The 25,665-nt window shown below is 70.3% G+C and carries 24 protein-coding genes; 11 read left to right on the top strand and 13 right to left on the bottom strand.

The features are described from left to right. Nucleotides 1–276 precede the first annotated feature (276 nt). The 5 genes from AB0J40_RS05675 to AB0J40_RS05695 all read left to right on the top strand — a co-directional run bounded on the left by AB0J40_RS05675 (nt 277) and on the right by AB0J40_RS05695 (nt 5,588). Complete coding sequence (locus AB0J40_RS05675) at nt 277–1,452, top strand: globin domain-containing protein (protein WP_364448075.1); 1,176 nt, start codon at nt 277–279, stop codon at nt 1,450–1,452. A gap of 54 nt (nt 1,453–1,506) precedes the next feature. Then, nucleotides 1,507–2,223, top strand: a complete 717-nt coding sequence (locus tag AB0J40_RS05680; protein ID WP_364448077.1) for a dienelactone hydrolase family protein — start codon at nt 1,507–1,509, stop codon at nt 2,221–2,223. A gap of 145 nt (nt 2,224–2,368) precedes the next feature. Further along, nucleotides 2,369–3,118: a lytic polysaccharide monooxygenase gene (locus AB0J40_RS05685; protein ID WP_364448080.1), complete on the top strand. Its 750-nt coding sequence runs from the start codon at nt 2,369–2,371 to the stop codon at nt 3,116–3,118. Beyond that, the gene (locus AB0J40_RS05690; RefSeq protein WP_364448082.1) at nt 3,115–3,648 is read left to right on the top strand and encodes a DUF305 domain-containing protein; all 534 of its coding nucleotides are present in this window, start codon (nt 3,115–3,117) and stop codon (nt 3,646–3,648) included. The genes AB0J40_RS05685 and AB0J40_RS05690 overlap by 4 nt, the downstream gene beginning before the upstream one ends. Nucleotides 3,649–4,034: 386 nt before the next feature. Next, nucleotides 4,035–5,588 carry an ATP-binding cassette domain-containing protein gene (locus tag AB0J40_RS05695; protein ID WP_364448085.1) on the top strand — a complete coding sequence of 518 codons (1,554 nt, stop codon included), beginning with the start codon at nt 4,035–4,037 and terminating at the stop codon, nt 5,586–5,588. Between the two features lie 50 nt (nt 5,589–5,638). Here AB0J40_RS05695 and AB0J40_RS05700 read toward each other — a convergent pair whose 3' ends face one another. The 7 genes from AB0J40_RS05700 to AB0J40_RS05730 form a co-directional block, all read right to left on the bottom strand. After that, nucleotides 5,639–6,064 carry a helix-turn-helix transcriptional regulator gene (locus AB0J40_RS05700; RefSeq protein ID WP_364448705.1) on the bottom strand — a complete coding sequence of 142 codons (426 nt, stop codon included), beginning with the start codon at nt 6,062–6,064 and terminating at the stop codon, nt 5,639–5,641. 5 nt (nt 6,065–6,069) lie between these two features. Continuing rightward, entirely contained in the window at nt 6,070–7,245 is a 1,176-nt protein-coding gene (dnaJ, locus tag AB0J40_RS05705) for a molecular chaperone DnaJ (protein WP_364448088.1), read from the bottom strand. 30 nt (nt 7,246–7,275) lie between these two features. Then, on the bottom strand, nt 7,276–7,983 hold the full coding sequence (gene grpE / locus AB0J40_RS05710; RefSeq protein WP_364448090.1) for a nucleotide exchange factor GrpE: 708 nt from the start codon (nt 7,981–7,983) through the stop codon (nt 7,276–7,278). Next, nucleotides 7,980–9,851: a molecular chaperone DnaK gene (gene dnaK, locus AB0J40_RS05715; RefSeq protein WP_364448093.1), complete on the bottom strand. Its 1,872-nt coding sequence runs from the start codon at nt 9,849–9,851 to the stop codon at nt 7,980–7,982. The genes grpE and dnaK overlap by 4 nt, the downstream gene beginning before the upstream one ends. Nucleotides 9,852–10,030: 179 nt before the next feature. After that, a complete protein-coding gene (locus tag AB0J40_RS05720; RefSeq protein WP_364448096.1) occupies nt 10,031–11,476 on the bottom strand; it encodes an alpha/beta hydrolase in 1,446 nt (481 codons plus the stop codon). A gap of 68 nt (nt 11,477–11,544) precedes the next feature. Continuing rightward, nucleotides 11,545–11,778: a hypothetical protein gene (locus AB0J40_RS05725; protein WP_364448099.1), complete on the bottom strand. Its 234-nt coding sequence runs from the start codon at nt 11,776–11,778 to the stop codon at nt 11,545–11,547. Between the two features lie 28 nt (nt 11,779–11,806). Further along, nucleotides 11,807–12,577, bottom strand: coding sequence for a DUF4097 family beta strand repeat-containing protein (locus AB0J40_RS05730; protein WP_364448102.1), 771 nt, complete (start codon nt 12,575–12,577; stop codon nt 11,807–11,809). Nucleotides 12,578–12,746: 169 nt separating this feature from the next. Between AB0J40_RS05730 and AB0J40_RS05735 the strand changes: the two genes are divergently transcribed. From AB0J40_RS05735 to AB0J40_RS05745, 3 genes are all read left to right on the top strand, one after another. After that, nucleotides 12,747–13,280: a YbhB/YbcL family Raf kinase inhibitor-like protein gene (locus AB0J40_RS05735; RefSeq protein ID WP_364448105.1), complete on the top strand. Its 534-nt coding sequence runs from the start codon at nt 12,747–12,749 to the stop codon at nt 13,278–13,280. 81 nt (nt 13,281–13,361) lie between these two features. Continuing rightward, nucleotides 13,362–14,201, top strand: coding sequence for a helix-turn-helix transcriptional regulator (locus AB0J40_RS05740; RefSeq protein ID WP_364448108.1), 840 nt, complete (start codon nt 13,362–13,364; stop codon nt 14,199–14,201). Between the two features lies 1 nt (nt 14,202). Next, nucleotides 14,203–14,373 carry a DUF397 domain-containing protein gene (locus AB0J40_RS05745; RefSeq protein WP_364448111.1) on the top strand — a complete coding sequence of 57 codons (171 nt, stop codon included), beginning with the start codon at nt 14,203–14,205 and terminating at the stop codon, nt 14,371–14,373. Here the strand turns inward: AB0J40_RS05745 and AB0J40_RS05750 are convergent. Genes AB0J40_RS05750 through AB0J40_RS05760 form a run of 3 tightly spaced genes read right to left on the bottom strand, consistent with a single transcriptional unit; the run spans nt 14,351 to nt 15,693 of the window. Further along, the gene (locus AB0J40_RS05750) at nt 14,351–14,785 is read right to left on the bottom strand and encodes a GNAT family N-acetyltransferase (protein ID WP_364448113.1); all 435 of its coding nucleotides are present in this window, start codon (nt 14,783–14,785) and stop codon (nt 14,351–14,353) included. The genes AB0J40_RS05745 and AB0J40_RS05750 overlap by 23 nt on opposite strands. A gap of 21 nt (nt 14,786–14,806) precedes the next feature. After that, complete coding sequence (locus AB0J40_RS05755; protein WP_364448116.1) at nt 14,807–15,367, bottom strand: TetR family transcriptional regulator; 561 nt, start codon at nt 15,365–15,367, stop codon at nt 14,807–14,809. Then, nucleotides 15,364–15,693 carry a multidrug efflux SMR transporter gene (locus tag AB0J40_RS05760; protein ID WP_086671101.1) on the bottom strand — a complete coding sequence of 110 codons (330 nt, stop codon included), beginning with the start codon at nt 15,691–15,693 and terminating at the stop codon, nt 15,364–15,366. Before AB0J40_RS05760 ends, AB0J40_RS05755 begins: the two co-directional genes overlap by 4 nt. A 153-nt stretch (nt 15,694–15,846) precedes the next feature. Between AB0J40_RS05760 and AB0J40_RS05765 the strand changes: the two genes are divergently transcribed. From AB0J40_RS05765 to AB0J40_RS05775, 3 genes are all read left to right on the top strand, one after another. Continuing rightward, nucleotides 15,847–18,060: a (Fe-S)-binding protein gene (locus AB0J40_RS05765; protein ID WP_364448120.1), complete on the top strand. Its 2,214-nt coding sequence runs from the start codon at nt 15,847–15,849 to the stop codon at nt 18,058–18,060. A gap of 236 nt (nt 18,061–18,296) precedes the next feature. After that, on the top strand, nt 18,297–18,755 hold the full coding sequence (locus tag AB0J40_RS05770) for a DUF742 domain-containing protein (RefSeq protein WP_364448123.1): 459 nt from the start codon (nt 18,297–18,299) through the stop codon (nt 18,753–18,755). 17 nt (nt 18,756–18,772) lie between these two features. Continuing rightward, entirely contained in the window at nt 18,773–19,780 is a 1,008-nt protein-coding gene (locus tag AB0J40_RS05775) for a cation diffusion facilitator family transporter (RefSeq protein ID WP_364448126.1), read from the top strand. A 3-nt stretch (nt 19,781–19,783) separates the two neighbouring features. On the opposite strand, the gene AB0J40_RS05780 is transcribed toward AB0J40_RS05775, so the two are convergent. The 3 genes from AB0J40_RS05780 to AB0J40_RS05790 all read right to left on the bottom strand — a co-directional run bounded on the left by AB0J40_RS05780 (nt 19,784) and on the right by AB0J40_RS05790 (nt 25,621). After that, nucleotides 19,784–20,476 carry a CAP domain-containing protein gene (locus AB0J40_RS05780; RefSeq protein ID WP_364448129.1) on the bottom strand — a complete coding sequence of 231 codons (693 nt, stop codon included), beginning with the start codon at nt 20,474–20,476 and terminating at the stop codon, nt 19,784–19,786. A 154-nt stretch (nt 20,477–20,630) separates the two neighbouring features. Beyond that, on the bottom strand, nt 20,631–25,034 hold the full coding sequence (locus tag AB0J40_RS05785) for a hypothetical protein (protein WP_364448132.1): 4,404 nt from the start codon (nt 25,032–25,034) through the stop codon (nt 20,631–20,633). Nucleotides 25,035–25,150: 116 nt separating this feature from the next. Beyond that, entirely contained in the window at nt 25,151–25,621 is a 471-nt protein-coding gene (locus AB0J40_RS05790; protein ID WP_364448135.1) for a MarR family transcriptional regulator, read from the bottom strand. Nucleotides 25,622–25,665 lie beyond the last annotated feature (44 nt).

The following is a 25,665-nucleotide window of genomic DNA, read 5'->3' on the forward strand; positions in this document are numbered from 1 at the left end:
CCCGATTTCCGGGCACACCGGTCCGGGGCACAAATCGAACGAACAACGGGAATTGTTACGCGACTCGTGTAAACCGTCCGGGTGATCGTTTTTACGCTGTGCCAGACGAGGTTGACCGCGTGTGGCGAAATTGCTCCGTTCGAGCGGGACCGCGCGGAATCACGCGCATCTGCACGGGAATTCGCCTACAGTCGGGAACCCTCGGGGGCGGCACCGCACGGCGACGCCGCACACACGGCACGAAAGCCTTTGCACGACTGGAGAAAACCGTTCCCGATGAACGCTGAATCACTGCGGGTATCCCCGGTGCCCCCGACCGTTCCCGTTTCGGCCGTGGAAGGCCGCGAGCTCGCCCGGCTTATTCGTGAAAGTTTTGCGGAGATCGAACCGAAAGCCGACGAACTCGCGCAGTACTTCTACGGTGCGTTGTTCGTCATCGCACCCGATTGCCGCGACCTGTTCCCGGTCACCATGGCGAACCAGCGGAGCCGATTGCTGCGCGCGCTGGTGTACGTCGTGCAGATGGTCGACCGGCCCGACGACCTGGTCACGTTCCTCGGGCAGCTGGGCCGCGACCACCGCAAGTTCGCCGTCGTCTCCCGGCACTACGACGCCGTCGGGGTCGCGCTGCTGGCCGCGTTGAAACGGTTCCTCAAGCAGAAGTGGACGCCCGAGGTCGAATGCGCGTGGACGACGGCGTACGGGCTCATCGCCAAGACCATGCGCGAGGCCGCGCAGGCCGAGACCGGGCCGGCGTCGTGGGCGGCGCGGGTGCTCGACCACCGCCGGCTGTCCCGGGACGTCGCGATGGTGCGGGTGCAGACCGAAGGGCTGCTGCCCTACCGCGCCGGCAGCTACGTGAGCGTGGAGGTGCCGCAACGGCCGCGGATGTGGCGGTACCTCTCCCCGGCGAGCGCGCCGCGCGGCGACGGCCAGATCACGTTCCACGTGCGCGTGGTGCCCGGCGGCTGGGTCAGCGGCACCATCGTCAACCACACCAGGCCGGGGGACGTCTGGCGGCTCGGCCCGGCGATGGGCGCGCTCAGCGTGCGCCCGACCGCGACGCGGAGACCGCTGCTGATGATCGCGGGCGGGACCGGGGTCACGCCGTTCGTCTCGATCCTCGACGACCTCGCGCACTGGAAGCGCAACCCGCCGGTGCACCTGTTCTTCGGTGGCCGAAGACCGGAAGACCTGTACGCGCTGGACGACCTCCGGCGGCTGACCGCGGTGTCGAAGTGGCTGACGGTCACCCCGGTCACCGAGGAGGGCGCGGTGCCCGGTGGCGACCGCGGCACGCTCGCCCACGCGGTGACCCAGCGCGGCGAGTGGAAGGACCACGACGTCCTCGTTTCCGGTTCGCCCGAGATGATCCGGGCGACGATCGCGAAGCTGCTGAGCGCCGGCGTCGAGCTCGAGCGCATCCGGTTCGACCCGTTCACCATGGACTGAGCCGGTTCTCAGCCGTCTCGGCGGGCAGCGTCGATTCTCGCTATCTTCGCCGATATGGAGATGACTATTCCGGTTTCGGACGGCACGATCGGCGGCTACCTGGCGGAGCCGCGGGGCGAGGGGCCACACCCGGGCGTGGTGCTCATCCACGACGCGTTCGGGCTGAGCCAGGACACGAAGAACATCACCGACCGCTTCGCCGCCGAGGGCTACCTCGCGCTCAGCCCGGACCTGTACTCGCGCGGCGGGATGCGCCGGTGCGTGCGCCGCGTGTTCTCGGACATGTTCGCGAACCAGGGCCGGACGTTCGACGACATCGAGGCGTCGCGCGCGCTCCTGGCCGCGCGTCCGGACTCGTCGGGCCGGATCGGCATCGCCGGGTTCTGCATGGGCGGCGGCTTCGCGCTCGTCGCGGCGTCACGCGGCTTCGAGGCGTCGGCGCCCTACTACGGGCAGCTGCCGAAGAACCTCTCGGTGCTCGACGACGCCTGCCCGATCGTCGCGAGCTTCGGCAAGAAGGACTTCTCGCTGCGCGGCGCGGCGGCGAAGCTCGAGACGGCGCTCACCGAGCGTGAAATCCCGCACGACGTCAAGGAGTACGACGGCGCGAGCCACGGGTTCGCCAACAAGATCGACGTCGCGGCACCGCTGAACCTGCTGCTCAAGGTGGTCGGGTTCACCTACCACCACGAGGCGTCCGAGGACGCGTGGCGCCGGGTGACGGCGTTCTTCGGCGAACACCTGCAGCAACCGACCCGACCTTCGCACTGAGCCGAGCGGGCTAGCGAAGTTTCCGAACGGCTGTAGTTCGTTGACCGTTGTGCCCGAATCGACTTATGGTCTAGACCACATCTTCCCCGGATGTGCTCGTTCGTCCTCCCCCTGGAACAACGCTGTTCCCCTTCGAGGAGCCGAAATGACCTGGAACAGAAAGCTCTTCGCGGCCGCCGCCGGTGTCCTGCTCGCCCCGGTGCTGGTCGTCGTCCTCCCCGCCACCACCGCGAGCGCCCACGGCTACATCTCCGACCCGCCCAGCCGGCAGGCCAACTGCGCGGCCGGGAAGGTGCCGGACTGCGGCAGCATCGTCTACGAGCCCCAGAGCGTCGAAGGGCCCAAGGGCCTGCGCAGCTGCGACGGCGGCAACTCCCGCTTCTCGCAGCTGTCCGACGAGTCGAAGCCGTGGCCGGCCAAGTCGGTCGGCACGACGGTGACGTTCAACTGGGTGTTCACCGCCCGGCACGCGACCGCGAACTACGAGTACTACATCGGCGGCACGCGCGTCGCGAACATCCCCGGCAACAACCAGCAGCCCCCGGCGACTGTTTCGCACACGGTGAACCTGGCCGGTTATTCGGGCCGGGTGAAGGTGCTGGCGATCTGGAACATCTCCGACACGGCCAACGCGTTCTACAGCTGCGTCGACCTCCAGATCGGCGGCGGTGGCACGCCGCCGCCGACCACCACGACCCCGCCGCCGACGACGACCCGCCCGCCGACCACCACCCCGACGACGCCCCCGTCGAGCGGCACGTGGGCGGCCGGAACGGCGTACCAGGTCGGTGACGTGGTCACCTACGACGGGGTGAGCTACCGCTGCATCCAGCCGCACACGGCGATCGCGGGCTGGGAGCCGCCGAACACCCCGGCGCTCTGGCAGCGCCAGTGAGGGTATGGCTCGCCGCTGTCGCGCTGCTCCTGACGAGCTGCAGCGCGACGGCGGCTCCACCCGCGTACAACGCGGCCGACGTGATGTTCCTCCAGATGCTGATCCCGCAGAACCAGCAGGGCATCGACATCGTCCGGCTGGCGGCGGATCGGCCGTTGCCCCCGGCACTGAAGGAGCTGGCGGCGGCGATCGAGTCGACCCAGCAGACCGAGATCACCGACATGCGCAACTGGCTTCGCGCATGGGGCCAGCCGGAGTCGATGGACACGAACCCCCAGGTGCACGCGGGCCACGGCGGCATGAAGATGACGGCACCGGACGTGGTGGGAGCACTCCACACGGCCCCGGCCGGCGAGTTCCCCCGCAGGTTCCTCGACGTGCTGACCGGCCAGCAGCAGGGCGCGGTCGAGCTGGCCCAGACGGAGAACTCCCCGAACGGCGGCATCAACGCCCCGGCGCGGGATCTGGCCCGCCGGGTGATCGAGTCCCGGACGGCCGAGGTGAAGCAGCTGTTGAACTTCAAGGTGTGACGTTCCCGCGGTCCCGCGAAGCCGGCCGCGAGCAGCCCCTGCCCGGCTGCCCGCGGCCGGCCTCGCTCGCGTCGGCTCGCCCGAGCGCGCCCGCCCCGCCGGGTCGCCCGCATCGCCTGGCTGCTCGGGAGACGGGACCGTGCCCGACCGCGCCGCCCACTTCGCCCCGCCGTGGCCGCCTCGCACCGCCCTGGCCTGCGCGAAATTCGCTTGGCCGCACTCCCGCGCCGCGTTAGCCTCGCGATCATGATGTTCTCCTTCGCCGTCTTCGCGAGGTTGCGCAGCCGCCGCTAGCGGCGGCGCACTTTCCCCTGCCCGCCGCTCCGGTCATCGCCGGGCGGCCTCTCTCGTGCTGCCCGGCTCCTTCCCGAGCTGCGGAGCATCCCTTGAACCCCCTTGCGACCGAACACGCCCACCTGCGCGCGGAAAACGTCAGCGTCACGCTCGGCTCCCGACGTGTCCTGCACGACGTGAGCGTCACCGTCTCGGCCCGGTCCCGGCTGGCGATCGTCGGCGAGAACGGGCGTGGCAAGACCACCCTGCTGCACGTCCTCGCCGGGCTGCGGACACCCGACCACGGCACCGTCCACCGGACGGGCACGGTCGGCGTCGCCCGGCAGGCGCTGCCGTTCCGGTCCGGCGAAACCGTCGGCACGCTGACCACCGAGGCACTTCGCGAATCCCACGACGCGTTGCGAGCGCTCGACGCGGCGGCCCTCGACTTCGACGAAGACCGTTACGCCGCCGCGCTCGAAGCGGCCACGCGCCTCGACGCGTGGGACGCCGAGCGCCGCGTCGACGTCGCGCTCGAAGCCCTTGCCGCCTGCACCGACCGGACCCGCGAGCTGAGCACGCTGTCGGTCGGGCAGCGCTACCGCGTGCGCCTGGCCTGCCTGCTGGGCGCGCGGCACGACTTCCTGCTGCTCGACGAGCCCGGCAACCACCTCGACGCCGACGGCCTCGCGTTCCTCACCGCCCGCCTGCGGGGGCACGACGGCGGCGTCGCACTGGTCAGCCACGACCGCGCGCTGCTCGCCGACGTCGCCGCGGAGTACCTCGACCTCGATCCCAGCCAGGACGGCCGCCCACGCTTGTACGCGGGCGGGTACCAGGCCTGGCAGGACGGTCGCCGCCGCGACCGCGAGCGCTGGGTGCAGGAGTTCGAGGAGCAGCAGGACACGCACCGGCAGCTGACGCTCGCGGTGACGCAGGCCCGCGACCGGCTCAGCACGGGCTGGCGGCCGGACAAGGGCACCGGACGCCACCAGCGCCAGTCGCGCGCACCCGGCGTCGTCCAGGCGCTGAACCGCGAGCGGGCCGCGCTGGAGGCGCACCGCGTGACGGTGCCGGAGCCGCCGTTGTCGTTGCGCTGGCCCGATTTCGGCACCGGATCCCGCCGATCACTGGTCGACGTGCACGAGATCGCCGTGGCCGGCCGCCTCCGGAAGCCGGTCACGCTGACGATCGCCCGCGGCGACCGCCTCCTCGTGACGGGCGGGAACGGCACCGGCAAGTCGACGCTCTTGTCGGCGTTGAGCGGCGAGCTGGCCCCGACGAGCGGCACGGTCCGCCGGGCGTCCGACGCGCGCATCGCGTTGGTGGGGCAGGAAGTCCCGGCGTGGCCGGAGGAGCTGACGGCTCGCCGGCTGTTCGAGCGTGAGGGCGTTCCGTTCTCGGCCATGGGCCTGCTCGACGCGGAGGCGCTGCGGACACCGGTGGGCCGGATGTCCCAAGGCCAGCAGCGACGGCTCGACCTGGCGTTGCGTCTGGCGGGACGCCCGGATCTGCTGGTGTTCGACGAGCCGACCAACCACCTGTCGGCGACGCTCGTCGACGAGCTGACGGAGGCGTTGCTGACGACCCCGGCCGCGGTGGTCGTGGCGACGCACGACCGTCGCATGCTCGCGGATCTGGCCGCCTGGCCCCGATTGGAGCTGTGACGCGAGAAGGCCTCCCCGGTCGCCCGGGGAGGCCTTCTTCGCTCCAGCGGTCAGCGGCGCTTGGGCCGCCAGACCACCATCGCGGTCTGCTGGTTGAGCGGGACCAGGTCCCGCCGGTAAGACGCGTGCGCCGCCGCCGCGGCCTGTTCCGCCGCCGCGTACGCCGCCGCCAGTTCCTCGGTGAGCTCCGTGAGCCGGGCGCGCAGCGCGTCGACCTGGTTCTCCAGCTCGATGATGCGCTTGATGCCGGCCAGGTTCACACCGTCCTCTTGCGACAGACGTTGCACTTCGCGCAGCAACGCGATGTCCCGCATCGAGTAACGCCGTCCGCCACCGGCCGTGCGGCCCGGCGACACCAGGCCTTGCCGGTCATAGGTGCGCAACGTCTGCGCGTGCATCCCGGCCAGCTGGGCCGCCACCGAGATGACGAACACCGGCGTCTCTTCGTCGCCCTCCTGCGGAATCCCGCCGAACACCGCACTCACCTGCCTTCGAGCAGCTCAGTGATCTCGGGCCGGGGGTCGTGCCCGGCCATCGCCTCGGCGTACGCCTGCAGTGCCTCGCGCGCCTTGTCGTCCAGTTTGGCGGGAATCGCCGCCTGGAGGGTGACGAGCAGGTCACCCTGCGAACCGTCGCGCTTGGCGATGCCCTTGCCGCGCACGCGCAGCACCCGTCCGCTCGCGGTGCCCGGCGGCACCTTGAGCGAGACCTTGCCGTCCAGGGTCGGCACCGTGATCGTGGTGCCGAGCGCCAGCTCGGTGAAGTCCACCGGCACGGTGAGCGTCAGGTCGAGCGACTTCGGCTTGCGGCCGAACAACGCGTGCGGAGCCACGTGCACCCGGACGTACAGGTCGCCCGCCTGCGCGCCACCCCGGCCCGGCTCGCCCTGGCCCGCCAGCCGGATCCGCTGGTCGTCGTCGACGCCCGGCGGGATCCGGACGGTCAGCGTGCGGGTCCGCGTGCTGACGCCTTCGCCGCCGCACTCCGGGCACGGGTCGTCGATGATCGTCCCGCGGCCGCGGCAGTCGCGGCACGGCTCGGAGAAGGCGAACGCGCCCTGGCTGCGGCTGACCAGCCCCGACCCGGAACAGGTCGGGCAGGTCCGCGGCGACGTGCCCGGCTTCGCGCCGTTGCCGCCGCACGTCGAACAGGTCGCCGGGCTCGACAGCCGCAGCGGCAGGGTCGCGCCCTTGACCGCCTCGACGAAGTCGATCCGCACGTCCGTCTCGACGTCGGCGCCGCGCTGCGGCCGGTTGGCCGTCGCACCCGCCGTCGTCCGGCCGCGGCCGAACAGCCCGCCCAGGATGTCGCCGAGCCCGCCGAAGCCGCCCTGCTGGCCGGCCCCGGCCTGGCCGAAGATGTCGCCCATGTCGAAGCCGCCGGTACCGCCGCCACCGGGGAAGTTGAACCCGCCCCCGCCGCCGAACAGCCGCCGCGCCTCGTCGTACTCCTTGCGCTTGCTCGCGTCGGAGAGCACGCCGTAGGCCTCGGAGACCGCCTTGAACTTCTGCTCGGCCTGCGCGTTGCCGGCGTTCGCGTCCGGGTGGTTCTCCTTGGCCAGCTTGCGGTAGGCCTTCTTGATCTCGTCCGCCGTGGCGTCGGAGGAGACGCCCAGCTCACGGTAGAAGTCCTTACCGATCCATTCCCGTGCGCTCATCGGGCGTCTCCTCCTCCCACTTGGTTTCTCTTACTGCTGCTGGTCATCGACTCCGCCGTCGAGTGGCAGCTCGCCACCGACGGACGGGTCCACCGGGGCCGCACCGGGCTCGTGGTCGGTCACGCCGACCAGCGCCGCCCGCAGTACGCGGTCCCCGAAGCGGTAGCCGCGGCGCATGACCACGGTGACCGTCGGGCCCGCCACGTCCGGCGAGGTGTTGTGCTGTACGGCCTCGTGCACGCTCGGGTCGAAGGGCTCGCCCTCGGCGCCGAACGACTCGAGACCCGCGCGCTGCAGGCCGCTGATCAGCTTGTCGCCGACGGCCTTGAACGCGCCGGTGAGGTCACCGTGCTGCTCGGCCCGCTCGAGGTCGTCGAGCAGCGGCAGCAGGTCGTTCACCACGGTCGCCTTCGCGCCGAGGACCACCGCCTCGCGGTCGCGCTCGACCCGCTTGCGGTAGTTGGCGTACTCCGCCTGCAGGCGCTGGAGGTCGGCGGTGCGCTCCGCCAGCTCCTTCTCGACGTCGGATACGACCGTCACCGACTCGTCCACAATGGACTCACCGAGCGACGGGCCCGCGTGCTCCACGGGCGCGTCCTCCGGCTCCGGAGCGGCGTGGGCCGGACCGGGCGGGCGGACCTGCCCGGTCTGGGGGTCCACCCGCCGTCGATCCCGCACGACCACCGGCTCCTCGGGGCCGCGGCCCTGGTTCTCGGATTCGTCGTAGCTGTGGGTCACTTCTTCTCGTCCTCTTCGACGATCTCGGCGTCCACCACGTCATCGGCCTTGGCCTGGCCGCCGGCCGCACCGGCGTCACCGGCCGCACCCGCGCCCGCGGCGCCCTCGGCGCCCGCCGCACCGGCGTTCGCGTTGGCGTACAGGGCGGTGCCCAGCTCCTGCGAAGCGGCGTTCAGCTTCTCGATCGACTCGCGGATCTTGGTCGAGTCCGTGCCCTTCAGCGCCTCGTTGGCCTCGTCGATCGCGGTCTTGACCTTGCCCTTGAGGTCCTCGGGCAGCTTGTCGTCGTTGTCCTTGACGAACTTCTCGGTCTGGTAGACCAGCGTCTCCGCCTGGTTGCGGGTCTCCGCCTCCTCGCGGCGCTTCTTGTCCTCCTCGGCGTGCGCCTCGGCGTCCTTGACCATGCGCTCGATGTCGTCCTTCGGCAGCGCGGAGCCACCGGTGATCGTCATCGACTGCTCCTTGTTCGTGCCCAGGTCCTTCGCGGTCACGTGCACGATGCCGTTGGCGTCGATGTCGAAGGTGACCTCGATCTGCGGCACACCACGCGGGGCCGGCGGGAGACCGGTCAGCTCGAACATGCCGAGCTTCTTGTTGTGCGCGGCGATCTCGCGCTCACCCTGGAACACCTGGATCTGCACCGACGGCTGGTTGTCGTCCGCGGTGGAGAAGATCTCCGAGCGCTTGGTCGGGATCGTGGTGTTGCGCTCGATGAGCTTGGTGAACACGCCACCCTTGGTCTCGATGCCCAGCGACAGCGGGGTCACGTCCAGCAGCAGGACGTCCTTGACCTCGCCCTTCAGGACACCGGCCTGCAGCGCCGCGCCGACCGCGACGACCTCGTCCGGGTTCACGCCCTTGTTCGGCTCGCGGCCGCCGGTCAGCTCCTTGACCAGCTCGGCGACGGCCGGCATGCGGGTGGAACCACCGACGAGCACGACGTGGTCGATGTCGCCGACGGAGATGCCCGCGTCCCGGATGACGTTGTTGAACGGCGCCTTGGTGCGGTCGAGCAGGTCCGAGGTGATCTTCTGGAACTCGGCGCGCGAGAGCGTCTCGTCGAGGAACAGCGGGTTCTTGTCCGCGTCCACGGTGATGTACGGCAGGTTGATGCTGGCCGAGTTCGAGCTGGACAGCTCGATCTTCGCCTTCTCCGCCGCCTCGCGGATGCGCTGCAGCGCCATCTTGTCCTTGGTCAGGTCGATGCCGTTCGTGGCCTTGAACTTGTCGACCAGCCACTTGACGATGCGCTCGTCCCAGTCGTCACCACCGAGGTGGTTGTCACCGGAGGTCGCGCGGACCTCGACGACGCCCTCGCCGATCTCCAGCAGCGAGACGTCGAAGGTGCCACCACCGAGGTCGAAGACCAGGATGGTCTGCTCCTTCTCGCCCTTGTCCAGGCCGTACGCCAGCGCGGCGGCGGTCGGCTCGTTGACGATGCGGAGCACGTTCAGGCCGGCGATCTGCCCGGCCTCCTTGGTGGCCTGCCGCTGCGCGTCCTCGAAGTACGCCGGGACGGTGATCACCGCGTCGGTGATGGTTTCGCCCAGGTACGCCTCGGCGTCGCGCTTGAGCTTCATCAGCACCCGGGCGCTGATCTCCTGCGACGTGTAGTTCTTGCCGTCGATCTCGGTCTTCCAGTCGGTGCCGATGTGCCGCTTCACGGACCGGATCGTCCGGTCGACGTTCGTCACGGCCTGGTTCTTCGCCGGCTGACCGGTCAGCACTTCGCCGTTCTTGGCGAAGGCGACGATCGAGGGGGTGGTCCGGGAGCCTTCCGAGTTGGCGATGACCGTCGGCTCGCCGCCCTCAAGGACGGCGACGACCGAGTTGGTCGTGCCGAGGTCGATGCCGACCGCTCGCGCCATGGTGCTTTCCTCCTGTGTAAGCCTGCTATGTTCGTGACCTGCACGTTCGCCGCCGCCTTGAGCGGGGCCTTGGCAAGTTTACTGGGGCTGTCGTGCCGGTCGTCAAGTCGGACTTGAGTCGACTGCACTCAAGCTTCGTACCCGGTCCAACGAGGCACTGCCCGCCGTTGTTCCCGGGTTCACCGGCAGAGTTGGCGATGACCGGGTGTGAGCCCGCTCACCAGGTAGTTCACCTCGGCCTCCCGGGCGCAGGCCGAGTTGAACAGCCCCGTGTGACCGTCGTCCGTCCGGGTGAGCAGGGCCGCGCCGTCGATGCTCGCCGCCAGGCCGCGGGCCCAGGCCAGCGGTGTCGCCGGGTCGTGAGCGCCGCCGACCACCAAGATCGGCGGGGCCCCGTGGACCGGGTGGGGCTGGGGTGGGTTCTTCGCCGGGACCGGCCAGCCGGTGCAGCCGCTGGTGAAGTCCCAGAACTCCGAGTACCGCCAGCTGTGCGGCGCCACCGCGCGCAGCAGCCCGGCCATGAGCCCCAGGTCCGCCGGCCCGGTGAACGGCGACGGGAAGTCGTGGCAGCCGATCGCCCGGTACGCCCCGTAGATCGGGGACAGGAACTGGTTCCGCTCGGTCAGCCCGCGAGCGTCCGGGAACTCGCCGCCCGCCGCGGCCAGCGCCTTGCCCAGCGCCGGCCACTCCCCGCGGATGTAGAGGTGGTTGTAGACGCCCGCCGAGATCTCGTCGGCCGTCGCCGGGCGGCCCAGGTCGCTCGCCCACACCGCGCCGTGCGCCGCCCTGGCCACGACGTCGTCGTAGAAGCCGAGGACGTCCTGGCCGCGCAGCGCGCAGTCGGCCGAGCCGCGGCACCAGTCCGCGAACCGGACCAGCGCGTCTTCGGTCGCCGCGGCCTCCTCGAGGATCGCCTGGCGCAGCGGGCGGGCGTGGTCGACGGCGCCGTCCAGCACCATCGCGCGCACCCGGTCCGGGTGCTTCGACGCGTAGACCGCGCCCAGTTCCGTGCCGTACGACAGGCCCAGCCACGAGATCTTGGCCTCGCCGAGCGCCACGCGGATCGTCTCGATGTCCTCGGCCGCGCTCTGGGTGTCCGCGTTCGCCAGCAGCGGCCCGGTCCGGGCCAGGCAGTCCTCGCCCGCCGCGCGGTTGTGCGCGACCAGCGCGTCGAAGCCAGCCCGGGAAGCCGGGAACCGGTCCAGCGCCGGATCGAACAGCGTCCCGGGGTCGCACGTGATGCGCGGGGAGCTGAACCAGTCGCCGCGCGGGTCGAAGCCCACGACGTCGAACCGCTGCCGCAGCCGCGCGAGGTCCGGTGACGCCAGCCCGCCGAACTGCACGAAACCGACGCCGGAGCCGCCCGGCCCGCCCGGGTTCACCAGCAGTGAACCGAGCCGGCGGGCCGGATCGGCCGCCGGCAGCCGCGCGAGCGCGAGCCGCGCCGACCCGAGCTCCGGTCGCGTGCGGTCGATCGGCACGTCGACCGTCGCGCACTCGGCCGTCGGCTCCTGCTGCGTCGCACACGCGTGCCACACCGGCGAAGGAGACGCCGAAGCGACCGCCGGCACGACCCCCATGACCACGACCGCCGCGATGACCGCGACGACCCGGCGCACGTCCATGATCCCGTTTCCTCCCCCTGCACGCCGTCCTTCGGCGCAACCCATTCCTAACAGCGACCCCCGACAGTTCAGGAGCGGCGGCCGGTCCAGGAAGACAGGAAGAAATCGGGGTTTCCTTGCCGCACAACGACTTCCGCCGGAGTGCCGACCCAGGAAGTCACTCGATAGTGGGAATCCGCGGCGACCGGCACCCCCTGCGCCGGCGCCGCGGGCTCGTCCCCCCGCGTGAACCCCACGACGCCGAACATCGCGACGGCCCCCAGCAGCGCGGCCGCCAGCACGCGCCGTTCGATCTTGCCCATGGTGAAAGTTCCCCCGTAGTAAGGAAAGTCAGGCCGCGCGAACCTTGACGCTGCCGCTGTCGGTGGTGAGGTCGAGCACGTGCTGGGCCAAGCCGTCGGTCTGGACGCCGATGTCTCGGTGGCCGCTGTCGCTGTTGCCCTCGACGCGGTACGGACCGCCGGGCACCTCGACCTCGATGCTGCCGCTGTCGGCCTTCACCTTGACGTCGTTCGCCTGGGTCAGCGCGAATTCGACGCGTCCGCTCTCGGCGGTGACGTCCACCGGGCCGCGCACACCGCGCCCGGTGACACTGCCGGAATCGCTGTGCACGGTCACCTGGCCGACGTCCCGCAGGTCGACGGAACCGCTGCTGAGCCTCAGGTTCACGGCCCCGGAGACGTCCTCGACCTTGGCGCGGCCCGAGTCGGACTGGACGTCCACGCTCGCCACCCCGGCGACGTCGAGCGCACCGGAGTCGAGGCGGCCGCTGACCGGCACGCCCGCCGGGACGACGATCTCGAAGTCGACCGAGCAGTTGTTCCCGCAGTCGGTGAGCACGAGCTGGTCGCCGTCGACGCGGTAGAAGGTGTCGCCGGGCTTGCTGCGCCAGTGGTAGTTGACTTTTTCGTGCACCGTCGACGGTCCCGTGCCGGTGCGGATCTTGACTGACCCGGAATCGCCTTCCAGCTTCACGCTGCGGATGGTCTCCGAGAGCGTCTTGCTGTTCTCGAAGTCCGATCCCCAGCCCCAGCCGAACGCGGTCGCCAGGCCGACGCCGATCAGGACGATGCCACCCAGAGCCAGAAGCGGGCGCGCCATGGTCGTTCCCCTCAGTTGTTTCCTCTGCGTGAGAAACGTTATGGCCGGGTGCGGGGCGCGCACATGGGGGTAACCCCCCGAAAGAACCCTGAGATCCGTCCCTGACACGCGGAGGCGGGTCGAGGGGCCTAACCTGGCGCCAGGCTCAGTTCCGTGATCAGGAGGATCCATGCCGCAAGCACCCGGCCCGTACGAATCCCTGCCCGACGTGCCGTCCTTCACCCTCCGCAGCAACGACGTCGCCGACGGCGAAACCCTCGCCACCCCCCACCTCTCCGGCATCTTCGGCGCCGGCGGCGAGGACCGGTCGCCGCAGCTGGCCTGGGAAGGCTTCCCGGCGGAGACGAAGAGCTTCGCGGTGACGTGCTACGACCCGGACGCCCCGACCGGCAGCGGTTTCTGGCACTGGGCCGTGTTCAACATCCCCGCCTCGGTGACGGAGCTGGCCTCCGGCGCGGGCGACGGCTCGGGCCTGCCGGAAGGCGCGGTGACGTTGAAGGGCGACGGCGGCGTCAAGCGGTTCCTGGGCGCGGCGCCCCCGCCCGGCCACGGCCCGCACCGCTACTACTTCGCGGTGCACGCGCTGGACGTCGACAAGCTGGACGTCCCGGAGGACGCGACCCCGGCGTTCCTCGGCTTCAACATGTTCGGGCACACGCTCGCCCGCGCGGTGATCACGCCGGTGTACGAGAACAAGGGCTGAGGTTTCCCGGGCCCGGCGCTGTTGCGGATCGGCAACGGTGCCGGGCCCGTTTTTGTCGGTGGCCGATGACACACTGCGGTCATGCCACCACCGATAGCGACACCCCGGTCCCGGGCGCTGGGGTTCGGGTTGCGGAAGACGCGCCAGGAGCGCGGGTTCGGGCTGCGCCAGCTGGCCCGGGCCACCGGCGTGCACCCGGCGGAACTGTCCAACTGGGAGCTGGGGCTGCGGGTGCCCAAGGTCGAGGAGGTCGCGCTCCTGCTCGGGCAGCTGAGGGTTTCGGTCGAGGAGCGGGAGCGGCTGTTCGAACTGGCCGAGCACGCCCGCGAGCCGAACTGGCTGGAGAAGGAGATGCCGGACGCACCGGCGATCCTCACGACGCTGGCCGAGTACGAGCGCACCGCGGTTTCGATCTTCAGCTGGCAGCCGATGGTCGTGCACGGCTTGCTGCAGACGCCCGACTACGCGCGGGCGATCCTGGCTCGCGGCGGCACTCCGGCGCAGCTGATCGAACAGCGCCTGCGAGTGCGGATGATCCGCCAGGCCGCGTTGCGCGAGCACCGCGCGCCGCAATGTTCCGTCGTGCTGGGGGAAATCGCACTCCGCCAGCAGGTCGGCGGCAAGGAGACCCTGCTCGAACAGCTTCGCCACCTGCTCGATCTCCCGCGCCGGATCGAGGTGCGCGTGGTTCCCTCCGGCGGCGACTACCACCCCGGGCTCAACGGTTCCTTCAGCGTTTTCGAGTACTACGACCTGCCCGCGATCGTCTTTCTGGACCAGTACCGCGGCAGCGCGTACCTCTACGATGACGATCAGGTGGCGGACTACAAGTCCGCCGCGAAGACCATGGCATCCCTCGCCTTGAGCGCGCCCGAATCGCGTGCGTTCATCGAGGGGGTGATCGCCGAACTGGAGGCCTGACGTGACCTGGCGGAAGTCGAGCTACAGCGGGCCGGAAGCCGAATGCGTGGAGGTCGCGCTCGCTCAGGTGGTGCGGATCCGTGACACCAAGGACCGCCCGGGCGGAACGCTCGAAATCTCCACCCGATCGTGGGACGCCTTCCTGAAGCTCAGCGCAGGGACTCCGCGTTGACGCCTTCGCGCTCCAAGTAGCGGCCCTTGGTGTGTTCACCGAAGCCGAACTGCCGGTACAGCCCGTGCGCGTCGGCCGTGTGCAGCATCCACCGAAACCCCGCACCGGGCCCGTTGTCGATCATCTCCCGCACGATCTCCTTGCCGAGTCCGGTTCCCCGCGCGGAGTCGACGACGAAGACGTCGGCCAGGTACGCCGAAGACACCCCGTCGGAGAAGGCACGGGCGAAGCCGACCTGCTCGCCGGCGCGGTAGGCGCCGATGACCCGCCACGATCCGTCGATCGCGGCCTCGACCTGCGCGCGCGTCCGCCAGCGACCCCAGTAGGCCTCGGTGGAGAGGAACTTCCACACCACGTCGAGGTCCAGCCGTGCCCGGTCGTCGTCCAGCTCGTACTCACCGAAGGTCCGCATGATCCGAAGCTAACGACCCCGTCAACGCGGTTTCAGCAGGTAATCCACCACGGGACGCAGCTCCTCCGCGGACGGCGGCTCGTCGTCGATCAGGCCCTGGATGAGCAGCCCGTCGATGCCCGCGAGGAAGACGCGGAACGCCACTTCGTCGTCGTGACGGACCATCGACGTCAGGACGTCCAGCCAACGGCGCGCGGCCGGCCGCAACTCCGGCTTCCGCGCGGCCAGGAGGTACAGCTCGTACTCGGCCATCGTCCGCCCGCGCCGCGGCCCCAGGGCCTCCGCCAGCAGGCCCGCGACCTCCTCGGCGCCACGCGAACCGCGTGACCGGGCCCGGTCGATCATCCAGTAGACCTCGGTCGCCATGTCGCGGGCGCACGAGATGAGCGTCGCCACGAGCAGGTCGTCCAGCGACGAGAAGTGGTACGTCGTGGACGTCGTCGGCACGCCGGCCTCGGCGGCGACCGTCCGGTGCGTCACGCCCGCGACGCCGTCGCGCTCGATCACGCGCAGCGTCGCCTCGATGATCTCCGCGCGCCGCTTGTCGCCGCGGGCCTTGCGGCCGTCGACCTGCAGTTTCACGTCGATGCACTCCCGATCTCGATCAGCACGACACCGCCGATGACCAGCGCCAGCCCGGCGATCATCGCCGCGTTGACCGGCTCCTTCAGGAACACCACCCCGACGATCGCCACCAAGGCGACGCCGGCCGCGGCCCAGATCGCGTACGCGACGCCGATCGGCAACCCCATCTTCAGCACGTAGGACAACGCGACGAACGCGACCGCGTACCCGGCCACCACGACGATCGACGGCCCGAGCTTGGAGAACCCCTCGGAGAGCTTCAGCGAGACCGTCGCGGAGACCTCCGCGGCGATCGCCAGCGCGAGGAGAAGGTACGCACCCATAGGGTGAAAATTACCTGAACGATCGTCCCAAAACAAAGAGCGACGTACACCACATCGGTGGGACTTAGGGCCACTCAACGGGTTACTCATCAGTAAGGACGGTTAGTCTCCCGGCACCACCACAGTTTTTCCCGGACGAAAGGCACCCGAACGATGGGCGCTCTGCAACTGACGCTCGGCGGGATCTCCGTCGTGCTCGGCCTCGTCGCGTGGGGCATGTTCGCCGCGACGATCGCCCGTTTCGTGCGGGTGATCCGCCTCGGGCAGCCCGACTCGACACGCAACGGGCCGTTCATGCCGCGCATGAAGACGCTGATCAAGGAGTTCGCCGCGCACACGCGGATGAACCGCAAGCGCAGCGTCGGCCCGGCCCACTGGCTCGTCATGTGGGGCTTCCTGCTCGGCTCGCTCGCCCTGTTCGAGGCGTACGGTGAGGTCTTCGTCCCGACGTGGGGCTGGCCGATCCTCGACGACTTCCCGCCGTTCCAGCTGCTCATGGAGCTGCTCGGGCTCGGCACGATCGTCGGCATCCTGGTGCTGATGGCGATCCGCCAGCGCAACCACCCGCGTCGCGCCGACCGCCAGTCGCGCTTCGCCGGCTCCAACTTCAAGTGGGCGTACTTCATCGAGGCCGTCGTCCTGATCGAGGGCATCGGCATCATCGGCGTCCGGGCCGCGAAGTCCGCGCTGAACACGCACGAGGGACCGCTGTGGGCGTCCTTCGTCTCCAACCCGATCGGCCAGCTGCTGCCGGCCAGCCCGAACCTGGTCACGGTCTTCGCGTTCGTCAAGCTGATGAGCGCCACGGTCTGGCTGATCGTCGTCGCGCGCACCATGACCATGGGCATCGCGTGGCACCGCTTCAGCGCCTTCTTCAACATCTACTTCAAGCGCGAGGCCGACGGCGGCGTCGCCCTCGGCGCGCTCAAGCCGATGATGAGCGGTGGCAAGGTCCTCGACCTCGAGGAAGCCGACCCCGACGAGGACACCTTCGGCGTCGGCAAGATCGAGGACTTCAGCTGGAAGGGCTGGCTGGACTTCTCGACGTGCACCGAGTGCGGCCGCTGCCAGGAGCAGTGCCCCGCGTGGAACACCGGCAAGCCGCTGTCGCCGAAGCTGGTCATCACGCAGCTGCGTGACCACGCCTACGCGAAGGCGCCGTACCTGATGGCGGGCGGCAAGCGCGACATGGCCGGGGACGAGATCGGCCTGTCCGGCGACAACATGTACGCGGGCATCGACGTCCTCGCGATCGCCGAGTCGCAGAAGGCACTGGTCGGCGACGACGGGGGCGTCATCGACCCCGACGTCCTGTGGTCCTGCACCAGCTGCGGCGCCTGCGTCGAGCAGTGCCCGGTCGACATCGAGCACGTCGACCACATCGTGGACATGCGCCGCTACCAGGTGATGATCGAGTCGTCGTTCCCCAGCGAGCTGAACGGCATGTTCAAGAACCTGGAGAACAAGGGCAACCCGTGGGGCCAGAACGCCAAGGACCGGCTGGCCTGGACCGAGGACCTGGACTTCGAGGTCCCGGTGTTCGACGGCGACCTCGGCGACACCGAGTACCTGTTCTGGGTCGGCTGCGCGGGCGCGTTCGAGGACCGCGCGAAGAAGACGACGCGCGCGGTCGCGGAGCTGCTGCACATGGCGGGCGTCAAGTACACCGTGCTGGGCTCGGAGGAGTCCTGCACCGGCGACCCGGCCCGCCGCGCCGGCAACGAGTTCCTGTTCCAGATGCTGGCGCAGCAGAACGTCGAGGTCCTGAACTCGGTGTTCGAGGGCCGCGAGCGCAAGGCCCGCAAGGTCGTCGTGACCTGCGCGCACTGCTTCAACACCCTCGCCAACGAGTACCCGGAGCTGGGCGGCCAGTTCGACGTCGTGCACCACACGCAGCTGCTGAACCGCCTGGTGCGGGAGAAGCAGCTGGTGCCGGTGGCGCCGGTCGCCGAGGACGTCACCTACCACGACCCGTGCTACCTCGGCCGCCACAACAAGGTGTACGAGGCGCCGCGCGAGCTGGTCGGCGCGACCGGTGCGCAGCTGCGCGAGATGCCGCGGCACGGCGACAAGTCGATGTGCTGCGGCGCCGGCGGCGCGCGGATGTGGATGGAAGAGAAGATCGGCAAGCGGATCAACGTCGAGCGCGTCGACGAGGCGCTCGGCACCGCGCCGTCGAAGATCGCGACCGGCTGCCCGTTCTGCAAGGTGATGCTGAACGACGGCCTCACGGCCCGGCAGGCCGACGGCAGCGCCAGCGAGAAGGTCGAGATCGTCGACGTCGCGCAGATGCTGCTGGAGGCGGTCAAGCGCAAGCCGGAGCCGAAGCCGATCGCCCTCGGGGCGCCGTCGCTCGCGGAGGAGTGACAGACGGACGAGAAACGCACGGCCCCGATCGGACTTCCGGTCGGGGCCGTTCTCATTACGTGAAACGCGGAAATCGATTACACGAATAACGTTCATAATATTCACCGCAATGGCCCATCAGGGCGGAAACAAACCTTGGCCAAAAGCCCCTCCACCCGGCGTAAGCTGGGCTTTCCTCGCCGCCGCCGCTGCCTGCGAGGCCACTTCGACGATCACGGAATCAGGGGGCAGCGCGGATGGGCGAGGACCTGCGGACCACGGGAACCGGGTTCGGGGAAACCACCGGCCGGCACGCCCTCCGCGATATCCCGCCCGCCGACGAGTACCGCATGGAGCCCTCCGGCCGGCTTCCCACGCAGCGGACGCTCGTCCGCCCGTACGTCCTGACGCGCGGCCGCACGCAGTCGCGGCGGCACCTGGCGATCGAAGCCCTCGTCTCGACCCGGGCCGGCGCGCCCTGGAGCGGCGCCAAGCTGACCGGCGAGTTCCGCTCGGTGCGCTCGCTGTGCCTGCACCCGCGCTCGGTCGCCGAGGTCGCGGCGCGGCTCAGCGTGCCGCTCGGCGTCGCCCGCGTGCTGCTCGACGACATGGCCGAGCAGGGCCTGATCACCATCCACGACACGCGCGTGAACACCGAAGGCCGGCCCGCGGTGGCGCTCATGGAACGCGTGCTGCACGGCCTGCGCCGCCTCTGACCATTACGCTCACCAGGGTGACCGAGGAAAACGGGAACTCCGGTGGCGAAAGCACGCTGACCGTCCTGCTGGCCGGCGGCGTGAACCTGGCGATCGCCGTCATGAAGCTGATCGCGGGCATCATCACCGGCTCCGGCGCGATGCTCTCCGAAGCGGCGCACTCGGTGGCCGACACGTTCACCGAAGTCCTGCTGCTGACGGCGTTGAAACGGTCCGACCGGCCCGCCGACCGCGTGCACCCCTTCGGCTACGGCAAGGAGCGCTACTTCTGGTCGCTGCTGGCCGCCGTGTCGATCTTCGCGTCGGGCTCGATGTTCGCGCTCTACGAAGGCGTCTCGACGCTCTTTGGGCACGGCGAGGCGCAGAGCACGTCGATCCTGAGCTACCTCGTGCTGGCCGGGGCCTTCCTGCTCGAAGGCACGTCGTGGGTGCAGGCGGTGCGCCAGACCCGCCGGGACTCGAAGGCCGAGAACCGGTCGTTCTGGGCGTACCTGCGGCTGATCGACGATCCGGCGCCGAAGACCGTCCTGTTCGAGGACTCCGCCGCCCTGATCGGCCTGGTGGTGGCGTTCGCCGGCATCGGGCTGCACCAGCTCACCGGCTCGGAGGTGTGGGACGGTGTCGCGTCGATCGTCATCGGCGTGCTGCTCGCCTTCGTCGCCTACCTGCTCGGGAGGACGAACCGCGGCCTGCTCATCGGGCGCCAGGCCAACCCGGAGATCGTCCGCGGCGTCCGCGACCACCTCTCGTCGGCGCCGGAGATCGAGGCCGTCGTCGACCTGCAGACCATGCTGATGGGCACCGACCAGGTCCTCGTCTGCACCCGCGTCGACTTCGACGACTCCCTCAGCGCCGGCGACCTCGAACGCGCGTGCGTCCGGCTCGCGGGCGAGCTGACCGGGTCGTTCAACGACGTCACCGAGGTGTTCATCGAACCGGTGCCGCGGACGGATCCGGAACTGCGCGCGACCGTGCTGGCACGCTACGGCGACATCGCGGAGCGGTGGAACGCCCCGAACCAGTAGCTTTCAGTACCCGAAGTCCTGGACCCAGTAGTTGCCCGCCTTGGTGAACCCGACGCCGATCTTGGTCAGCGAGCAGTTCAGGATGTTCGCGCGGTGGCCCTCGGAGTTCATCCACGCGTCCATGACCTGCGCCGGGGACGTCTGCCCCTTCGCGATGTTCTCCGCGCCCGGCTTCGAGTAGCCGGCGTTCTTGATGCGCTGGTCGAACGTCACGCCCTCGGGGTTGGTGTGGGAGAAGAAGTTCCGGGCCGACATGTCGTCGCTGTAGTCCTGGGCGGCCGTGGTGAGGTGCGACTCCTCGGTCAGCGGCTTGCAGCCCGCCTGCGCGCGCTCGTCGTTGACCAGCGAGATGACCTGCGCGGCGGTCGACGGCGCGACGCGGGCGGCGGCCTTGGTGGTCGGCGGCGGGGCCGCTTCGGACGTGGTGGGCGGCGGCGGCGCTTCGGACGTGGTGGGCGCCGGAGCTTCGCTGGACGCCGTCGTCGGCGCGGGCGCTTCGGTCGTGGCCTGCTTCGGGGCCGGGGCCTTGCCGCCCGCGAGCTCGGTTCCGCTGCCGCTGCCGGCGCCGGCCGGCGCGTCGGGCAGTACCAGCGCCGCGGCGCCGAGCTCGGCGGTGTTTCCTTCGGCGGTCGCCATCCAGGTGCCTGTCGCGGCGGAAAAGACGCCGAGCAGCACACTGAGTGACACCATCACCACGCGAGCACGTTCACCAATGGGGGACACGGCGCGAGAACGTATCACGGAACGATTACAGCGAGAACCCTACGAACGCATTGGTCACATTCCCGGTCGGGGCATTCGACGACCGACCCGAATTCCGCGGCAATCGGACGCTCAGGCGTTACTCCGTTCAGCCGCTTCGCACGACGAAGGTGGCCTCGCCGGCCGCCTGGACGGGGCGGCCCGTGGGGTCCTGGCCGGTGACGGTCGCCCTGCCGGTGAAGCCGGTTTTCCCCGCGATCGTCGTGCACGTGTAGGTGATTTCGGCGTCCACGGCCAGGTTCCCCACGGTATGCGCGCACGACGTCGTGTGGTCGTCCACGACGGACACGGCGGTGAGCGGGACGTCGCCGGTGTTCTTGACCAGGATCGAGAACGTGACCGTCGCGCCTTCGCGGACTTCGTACGGCGTCGCGTCCTTCATCAACGCGATCTCCGGATGGACGACGTCGACTTTCGCTTCCGCCGTCGATTGCACGGAGCGATTGCCCGGGTCCATTCCGGTTACTCCGACGGTATCCGTGAAGTCGTCGGCCTGCGCTTTTCGGGTGCAGGTGTAGACCCGCTTTTCCCCGGCCGCCAAAGGGCCGATTTCCTTCGCGCACGGCTCCTTGCCCGTCGCGGACACGCTGGTCAGCGGGACGTCACCGGCGTTCGTGACGGTGATCGTGAAGGTGACGTCGTCGCCTTCGCGGACCGTGCCGGGCTTCGCGTCCTCGGTGATCTTCACGGCCGGGTGGATGACGTCCAGCTCGTCGCTGTCCTCGGCGGCGACGGGCGGGCCGATCGGGGCGGCGGCCGTGGCCTTCGCGGTGCTGACGACGTCGTCCTGCGGTGCGGTCGTGACGCAGTCGTACTTCTTCTCCTGCTTGGCTTCGAGGCGGTCGAAGGCCTTCGCGCACGGATCGGCCTTGACGTCGGTCAGGGCGACGTCGCCGGTGTTCGCGACGGTGATCGTGCTGGTCACGGTGTCGCCGGGGCGGAAGGGGCCGCCGTGGACCTCCTGCGTGACGCTCAGCCCGGGGTGGACGACGCTGTAGGCCGCGTCGTCGGTGGCGCTGACCTGGCGGTTCGTCGGATCGGTGCCTTTCGCGGTGGCGGAGCTCACGAAATTGTCGGTGCCGGCGTCTACCGTGCAGGAGTGGTGCTGAGAAGCGCCGGGAAGGAGGGTGCCGATGGTCTGAGCGCACGCCGGAATGCGACTGTCCGCAATGGACACCCCGGTCAGGGGGACGTCGCCGGTGTTCGTGACGACGAGGGTGAACGTGACGGTGTCGCCTTGCCGTACCTGCGCGGGCGTCGCGTCGTTCGTGATGGTGATCGCCGGGTGGATGACACGGACCGGTTCCCCGGCGGTGGCGGTCACGGGACGGTTCGTGGCGTCGGTACCGGTGACTTGGGCGGTGGCGGTGAAGTCGGCTTCGCCGGCGGTTTGCGTGCAGCTGTAGTTCTGCGTGGCTCGCGGTTCGAGAGAACCCAGGGATTTGGCGCATGCCGGTGCGCCGGGGTCGGCCACGGAGACGTCGTGCAGCACGCTGTCGCCGGTGTTGGCGACGGTGATCGCCGAGGTGACGGTGTCGCCGGGGCGCACGGTCTTCGGGTCGGCGGACCGGGTGATCGCGACGGCCGGGTGGATCACGTCGAGCGCGGCGGTGCCTTCCGCCGTGACCGGCGGGCCGACCGGTGCGGTGGCGGTGATCCGGACCTTGGCGGTGACGTCGTCGGCCGGAGCCGTGAGGGTGCAGCTGTAGGTCTTGGTGGCGCCGGGCTCGAGGGCGCCGTCGAGGACCTGGGCGCACCCGGTGGCTCGCGCCTGCGGTCCGGTGGCTCGCGGGGCGACCGGGGCCGGTGCCGGCGAGTCCGTGACTCGCAAGCCGGTCAGGGACACGTCGCCCGCGTTGCGCACCGAGACGCGCAGCGGCACCGCGTCGCCTTCGCGGAACGGCCCGCCCGTCACCTGCGCGGTGATCGCCACGGCCGGGTGCTGCACCGCGAACGCGGCTTCCGCGCTCGCCGTCACCGGACGGGCGGTCGGGTCGGTACCGGTCACCGTCGGCTTGTTCGTGAGGCCGGTGGCGCCCGCGCGCGTTGTGCACGTGTACGTCTGCTTGCCCTGCGGTGACAGCGTTCCGAGCGGCTTCGTGCACCCCGTGACCTGGTCGTCCGTGACCGTCACGCCGGTCAGCGGCACGTCGCCGGTGTTCGACGCGGTGATCGTCCACGTGACCGTGTCGCCTTCGCGGACGGCCGCGGGTGCGGCCTGCGCGGCGAGCGCCACCGCCGGGTGGATCACGTCGACGGCGGCGTCGTCGGTGACCTTCACCGTGCGGCCGAGCTGGTCCTTCCCCGACGCGGCCGCCGTGCTGGTGAAGTCGTCCGCTGGGGCCGGCGCGGTACAGGTGTACGTCTGCCTGCCCTGCGGCGGCAGCGCGCCGATCGCCTTGGCGCAGGCCGGGGCGCGGTCGTCGGTGACGGCGACGTCGGTCAGCGGCACGTCGCCGGCGTTGGCGACCGTGATCGTGAACGTGACCGGGTCGCCGGCGCGCACGACGCCCGGTGACGCGTCCTGCGTGAGCGTCAAAGCCGGCGTGATCACCGTGACGGTCGCCGAGGCGGTGGCGGTCACCGGCTGTCCCGACAGGTCGGTGCCGGTGGCGGTGGCGTGCGACGTCTTCGTCGTGGACGGGTTCGCCGTGCACGTGTACGTCTGCGTCGCGCCCGGGGCCAGGCCGTCGAACGTGCGCGAGCACGACGTCGTCGTGTCGTCGGTGACCCGCACCGGCGCGAGCGGGCTGTCGCCGGTGTTCTTGACCGCGACGGTGAACGTCACGGCGTCGCCCGCGTGGATCACCGGCGGGTCCGCGGTCTTGGTGACCTCGACGGCGGGCGCGATCGTCGGCGCGGGTGCGTCCGCGGTGGCCGTGACCTGCTTGCCGAGCTCGTCGGTGGCGGCCGCGCTCGCGGTGTTGACCCCGTCGGCGATCGGGGCCTTGGCGGTGCACGTCGTCGTGCGGCTTTCGCCGGGGGCGAGCGTCCCGGCGAGGGTGCACGCCGGCGCCTTCGGGTCGGTGACCCGCAGGCCGGAAAGCCCGGTGTCGCCGGTGTTCGTGACCTTGATCGTGAAGGTCGCGGTGTCACCGGTGCGGTAGGCGGGCTTGTCGGCTGTCTTCGTCACGCCCAAAGCCGGGTGCACGACGTCGACGGACGCGGTCGCGGCGCCGTCGAGCGCGTCGCCGAGGGTGCTCGTGCCGGTGGCCTTCACGGTGTTCGCGAAGTCGTCGGCCGGGGCCGGGCCGGTGCAGTCGTAGGTGACGGTCTGGTGCGGGGCCAGCGTGCCGAGCGCCTTGGTGCAGGCGGGAACGACCGCGTCGGCGGCCTGCACGCCGTTCGCCGGGACGCTGCCCGGGTTGGTCACGGCGACGGCGAACGTCACCGGCTCGCCGGCGTGCGCCTTCGGCCGGGCCGGGCGAACGGCGACGTGGAGTTCGGGCACCGGCACGGAAAAGGCCAGGTTCTGCGCGAGGTAGGTGTCGCCGCTGGTGACGAAAGCGAGCTTCGCGCTCGTCGCGCCGGCGGCGATGGTGTCGATGTCGAACGACTTGGCGTCCACGCTGAGGTTGTTCTTCACGCCCGGTGCGGCGGCGTTGTCCGCATTGGAGATGAAGAAGTTCGACGTTCCGCCGGTCGCGGGCTCGGCGGCCGGGGTGCCGTCGACCAGGAACTGGTCGCCGGAGCCACCCCAGTCGCCGTCGTAGGCGGTGACGCCGATGTGCGCGTCGGCGGCCGCGGCGCGGAAGCCGGTGATCGTCGTTTCGGTGGGGGCGTCGGCGGTCTGGCGGACGTGCCCGTCGTGGACGACGACCTTGCGCTTGTTCGGCGCGAAGTCCGGATTGCGTTCCGGGTACGCGTAGACCAGGGCGATCGACCAGCCGCCGACGCAGTCGAAACCCTTGGGGGCCCAGACGTTGCCGACGGTGACGTCGAGCGGGGCACCGGTCGGCACGCCCGCGAACCGGCTGGTCACGTCGGCGTGCGCGGAGTAGTACGGACCGTCTTCGGCGAACGCCGAAGGTGCGACGTCGGCGGGTTTCGCGCTGCCCACCGAAAGCCGGACGTTCTGCGTGGCGGGGTTGCCGGGCGGCGGGATCGCGGGAACGCCCTCACGGAAGCCGCACGTCGTGCCGGTGGTGTTGCCCGCCCAGTTCAGCCGCGCGAAGACGATTCGCGCGCCGGGCGGGATGCGGACGGACGCGCTCGCCGAGTCGAACGTGCCCGGGTCGGCGTCGACGTCCGCCCACTGCATGAAGAAGTCGTCGTTGACCAGGGTGTCCTTGCGGTCCGCGGTGTTCGCGCACGCCGCGGGCGTGTCGACCGCGCCCGCCGTCGGCGCGTGGTCGGCGGCGAGCGGGCAGCGGAGGACGCCGTTGCCCGCGTACAGGAAGTCGCCGTAGACGACGTCGTCGTAGCCCACCGCGAACGGCGGGGCGCCCGCCGCACCGGCCGACGGCGTGAGCGCGGAAACCGAAATGATCATTGCCAGAACGAGAACCAAGCGAAGCGGCCTATTCGGCAACCGCATTCCTCGCTACCTCCGGGGGCCGGGACGACCTTTCGGAGCCTGGCACGAAAGAGGGGTTTACGCGCCGGTTCTCACCCGTCCGTGGCGCCGGTCAGCTTCGCCGTCGACTCGTGGGTGATCTCCGTGGCCGCCTCGACGAACCCGATCACCGTGCGGAGCTCGTCGTCGGTGTAGCGGTCGCACAGCTCGTACATGCGCTTGACCAGGTGGTCCCACAGGTGCACGCCGCTCGCGATGGCCTGCTGGTCCAGCTCGATGAAGACCCGGCGGCGGTCGTCCGGGTGCGGGCGGCGGCCGACGATGCCCTTGCGCTCCAGCCGGTCGATCATCGCCGTCACCGATGCCGGCGCCAGGCCGGACAGCCGCGCCAGGTCCTTCGGCGTCTGCGGTCCGAACCGCGCGAGGTAGTCCAGGACCTTGGTGTCGACCGCGGACAGCCCACGCGTCTCGGCGATCGCGGTGTGGAACATGACCGTCTCGGTCGACAGCTCCCGCGACTTGAACAGGACGTCTTCGACCAGCTGCGCTCGCTCACTTGACACGGCCGCCAGCTTAGCCCACTCTTTAGTTCGATAGAACGAATTAG

Origin of the sequence: Amycolatopsis sp. NPDC049691 (genome assembly GCF_040675005.1) — a bacterium.
Lineage (GTDB): Bacteria > Actinomycetota > Actinomycetes > Mycobacteriales > Pseudonocardiaceae > Amycolatopsis.

Coding starts and splice junctions, on each gene's coding strand:
- AB0J40_RS05685 (WP_364448080.1), top strand. CDS start 2,369: ATGACCTGGAACAGAAAGCTCTTCGCGGCCGCCGCCGGTGTCCTGCTC.
- AB0J40_RS05785 (WP_364448132.1), bottom strand. CDS start 25,034: ATGATCATTTCGGTTTCCGCGCTCACGCCGTCGGCCGGTGCGGCGGGC.
- AB0J40_RS05730 (WP_364448102.1), bottom strand. CDS start 12,577: ATGGCGCGCCCGCTTCTGGCTCTGGGTGGCATCGTCCTGATCGGCGTC.
- AB0J40_RS05760 (WP_086671101.1), bottom strand. CDS start 15,693: ATGGGTGCGTACCTTCTCCTCGCGCTGGCGATCGCCGCGGAGGTCTCC.
- AB0J40_RS05770 (WP_364448123.1), top strand. CDS start 18,297: ATGGGCGAGGACCTGCGGACCACGGGAACCGGGTTCGGGGAAACCACC.
- AB0J40_RS05750 (WP_364448113.1), bottom strand. CDS start 14,785: ATGCGGACCTTCGGTGAGTACGAGCTGGACGACGACCGGGCACGGCTG.
- AB0J40_RS05720 (WP_364448096.1), bottom strand. CDS start 11,476: ATGGACGTGCGCCGGGTCGTCGCGGTCATCGCGGCGGTCGTGGTCATG.
- AB0J40_RS05725 (WP_364448099.1), bottom strand. CDS start 11,778: ATGGGCAAGATCGAACGGCGCGTGCTGGCGGCCGCGCTGCTGGGGGCC.
- AB0J40_RS05740 (WP_364448108.1), top strand. CDS start 13,362: ATGCCACCACCGATAGCGACACCCCGGTCCCGGGCGCTGGGGTTCGGG.
- dnaJ (WP_364448088.1), bottom strand. CDS start 7,245: ATGAGCGCACGGGAATGGATCGGTAAGGACTTCTACCGTGAGCTGGGC.
- dnaK (WP_364448093.1), bottom strand. CDS start 9,851: ATGGCGCGAGCGGTCGGCATCGACCTCGGCACGACCAACTCGGTCGTC.
- AB0J40_RS05765 (WP_364448120.1), top strand. CDS start 15,847: ATGGGCGCTCTGCAACTGACGCTCGGCGGGATCTCCGTCGTGCTCGGC.
- AB0J40_RS05735 (WP_364448105.1), top strand. CDS start 12,747: ATGCCGCAAGCACCCGGCCCGTACGAATCCCTGCCCGACGTGCCGTCC.
- AB0J40_RS05675 (WP_364448075.1), top strand. CDS start 277: ATGAACGCTGAATCACTGCGGGTATCCCCGGTGCCCCCGACCGTTCCC.
- AB0J40_RS05680 (WP_364448077.1), top strand. CDS start 1,507: ATGGAGATGACTATTCCGGTTTCGGACGGCACGATCGGCGGCTACCTG.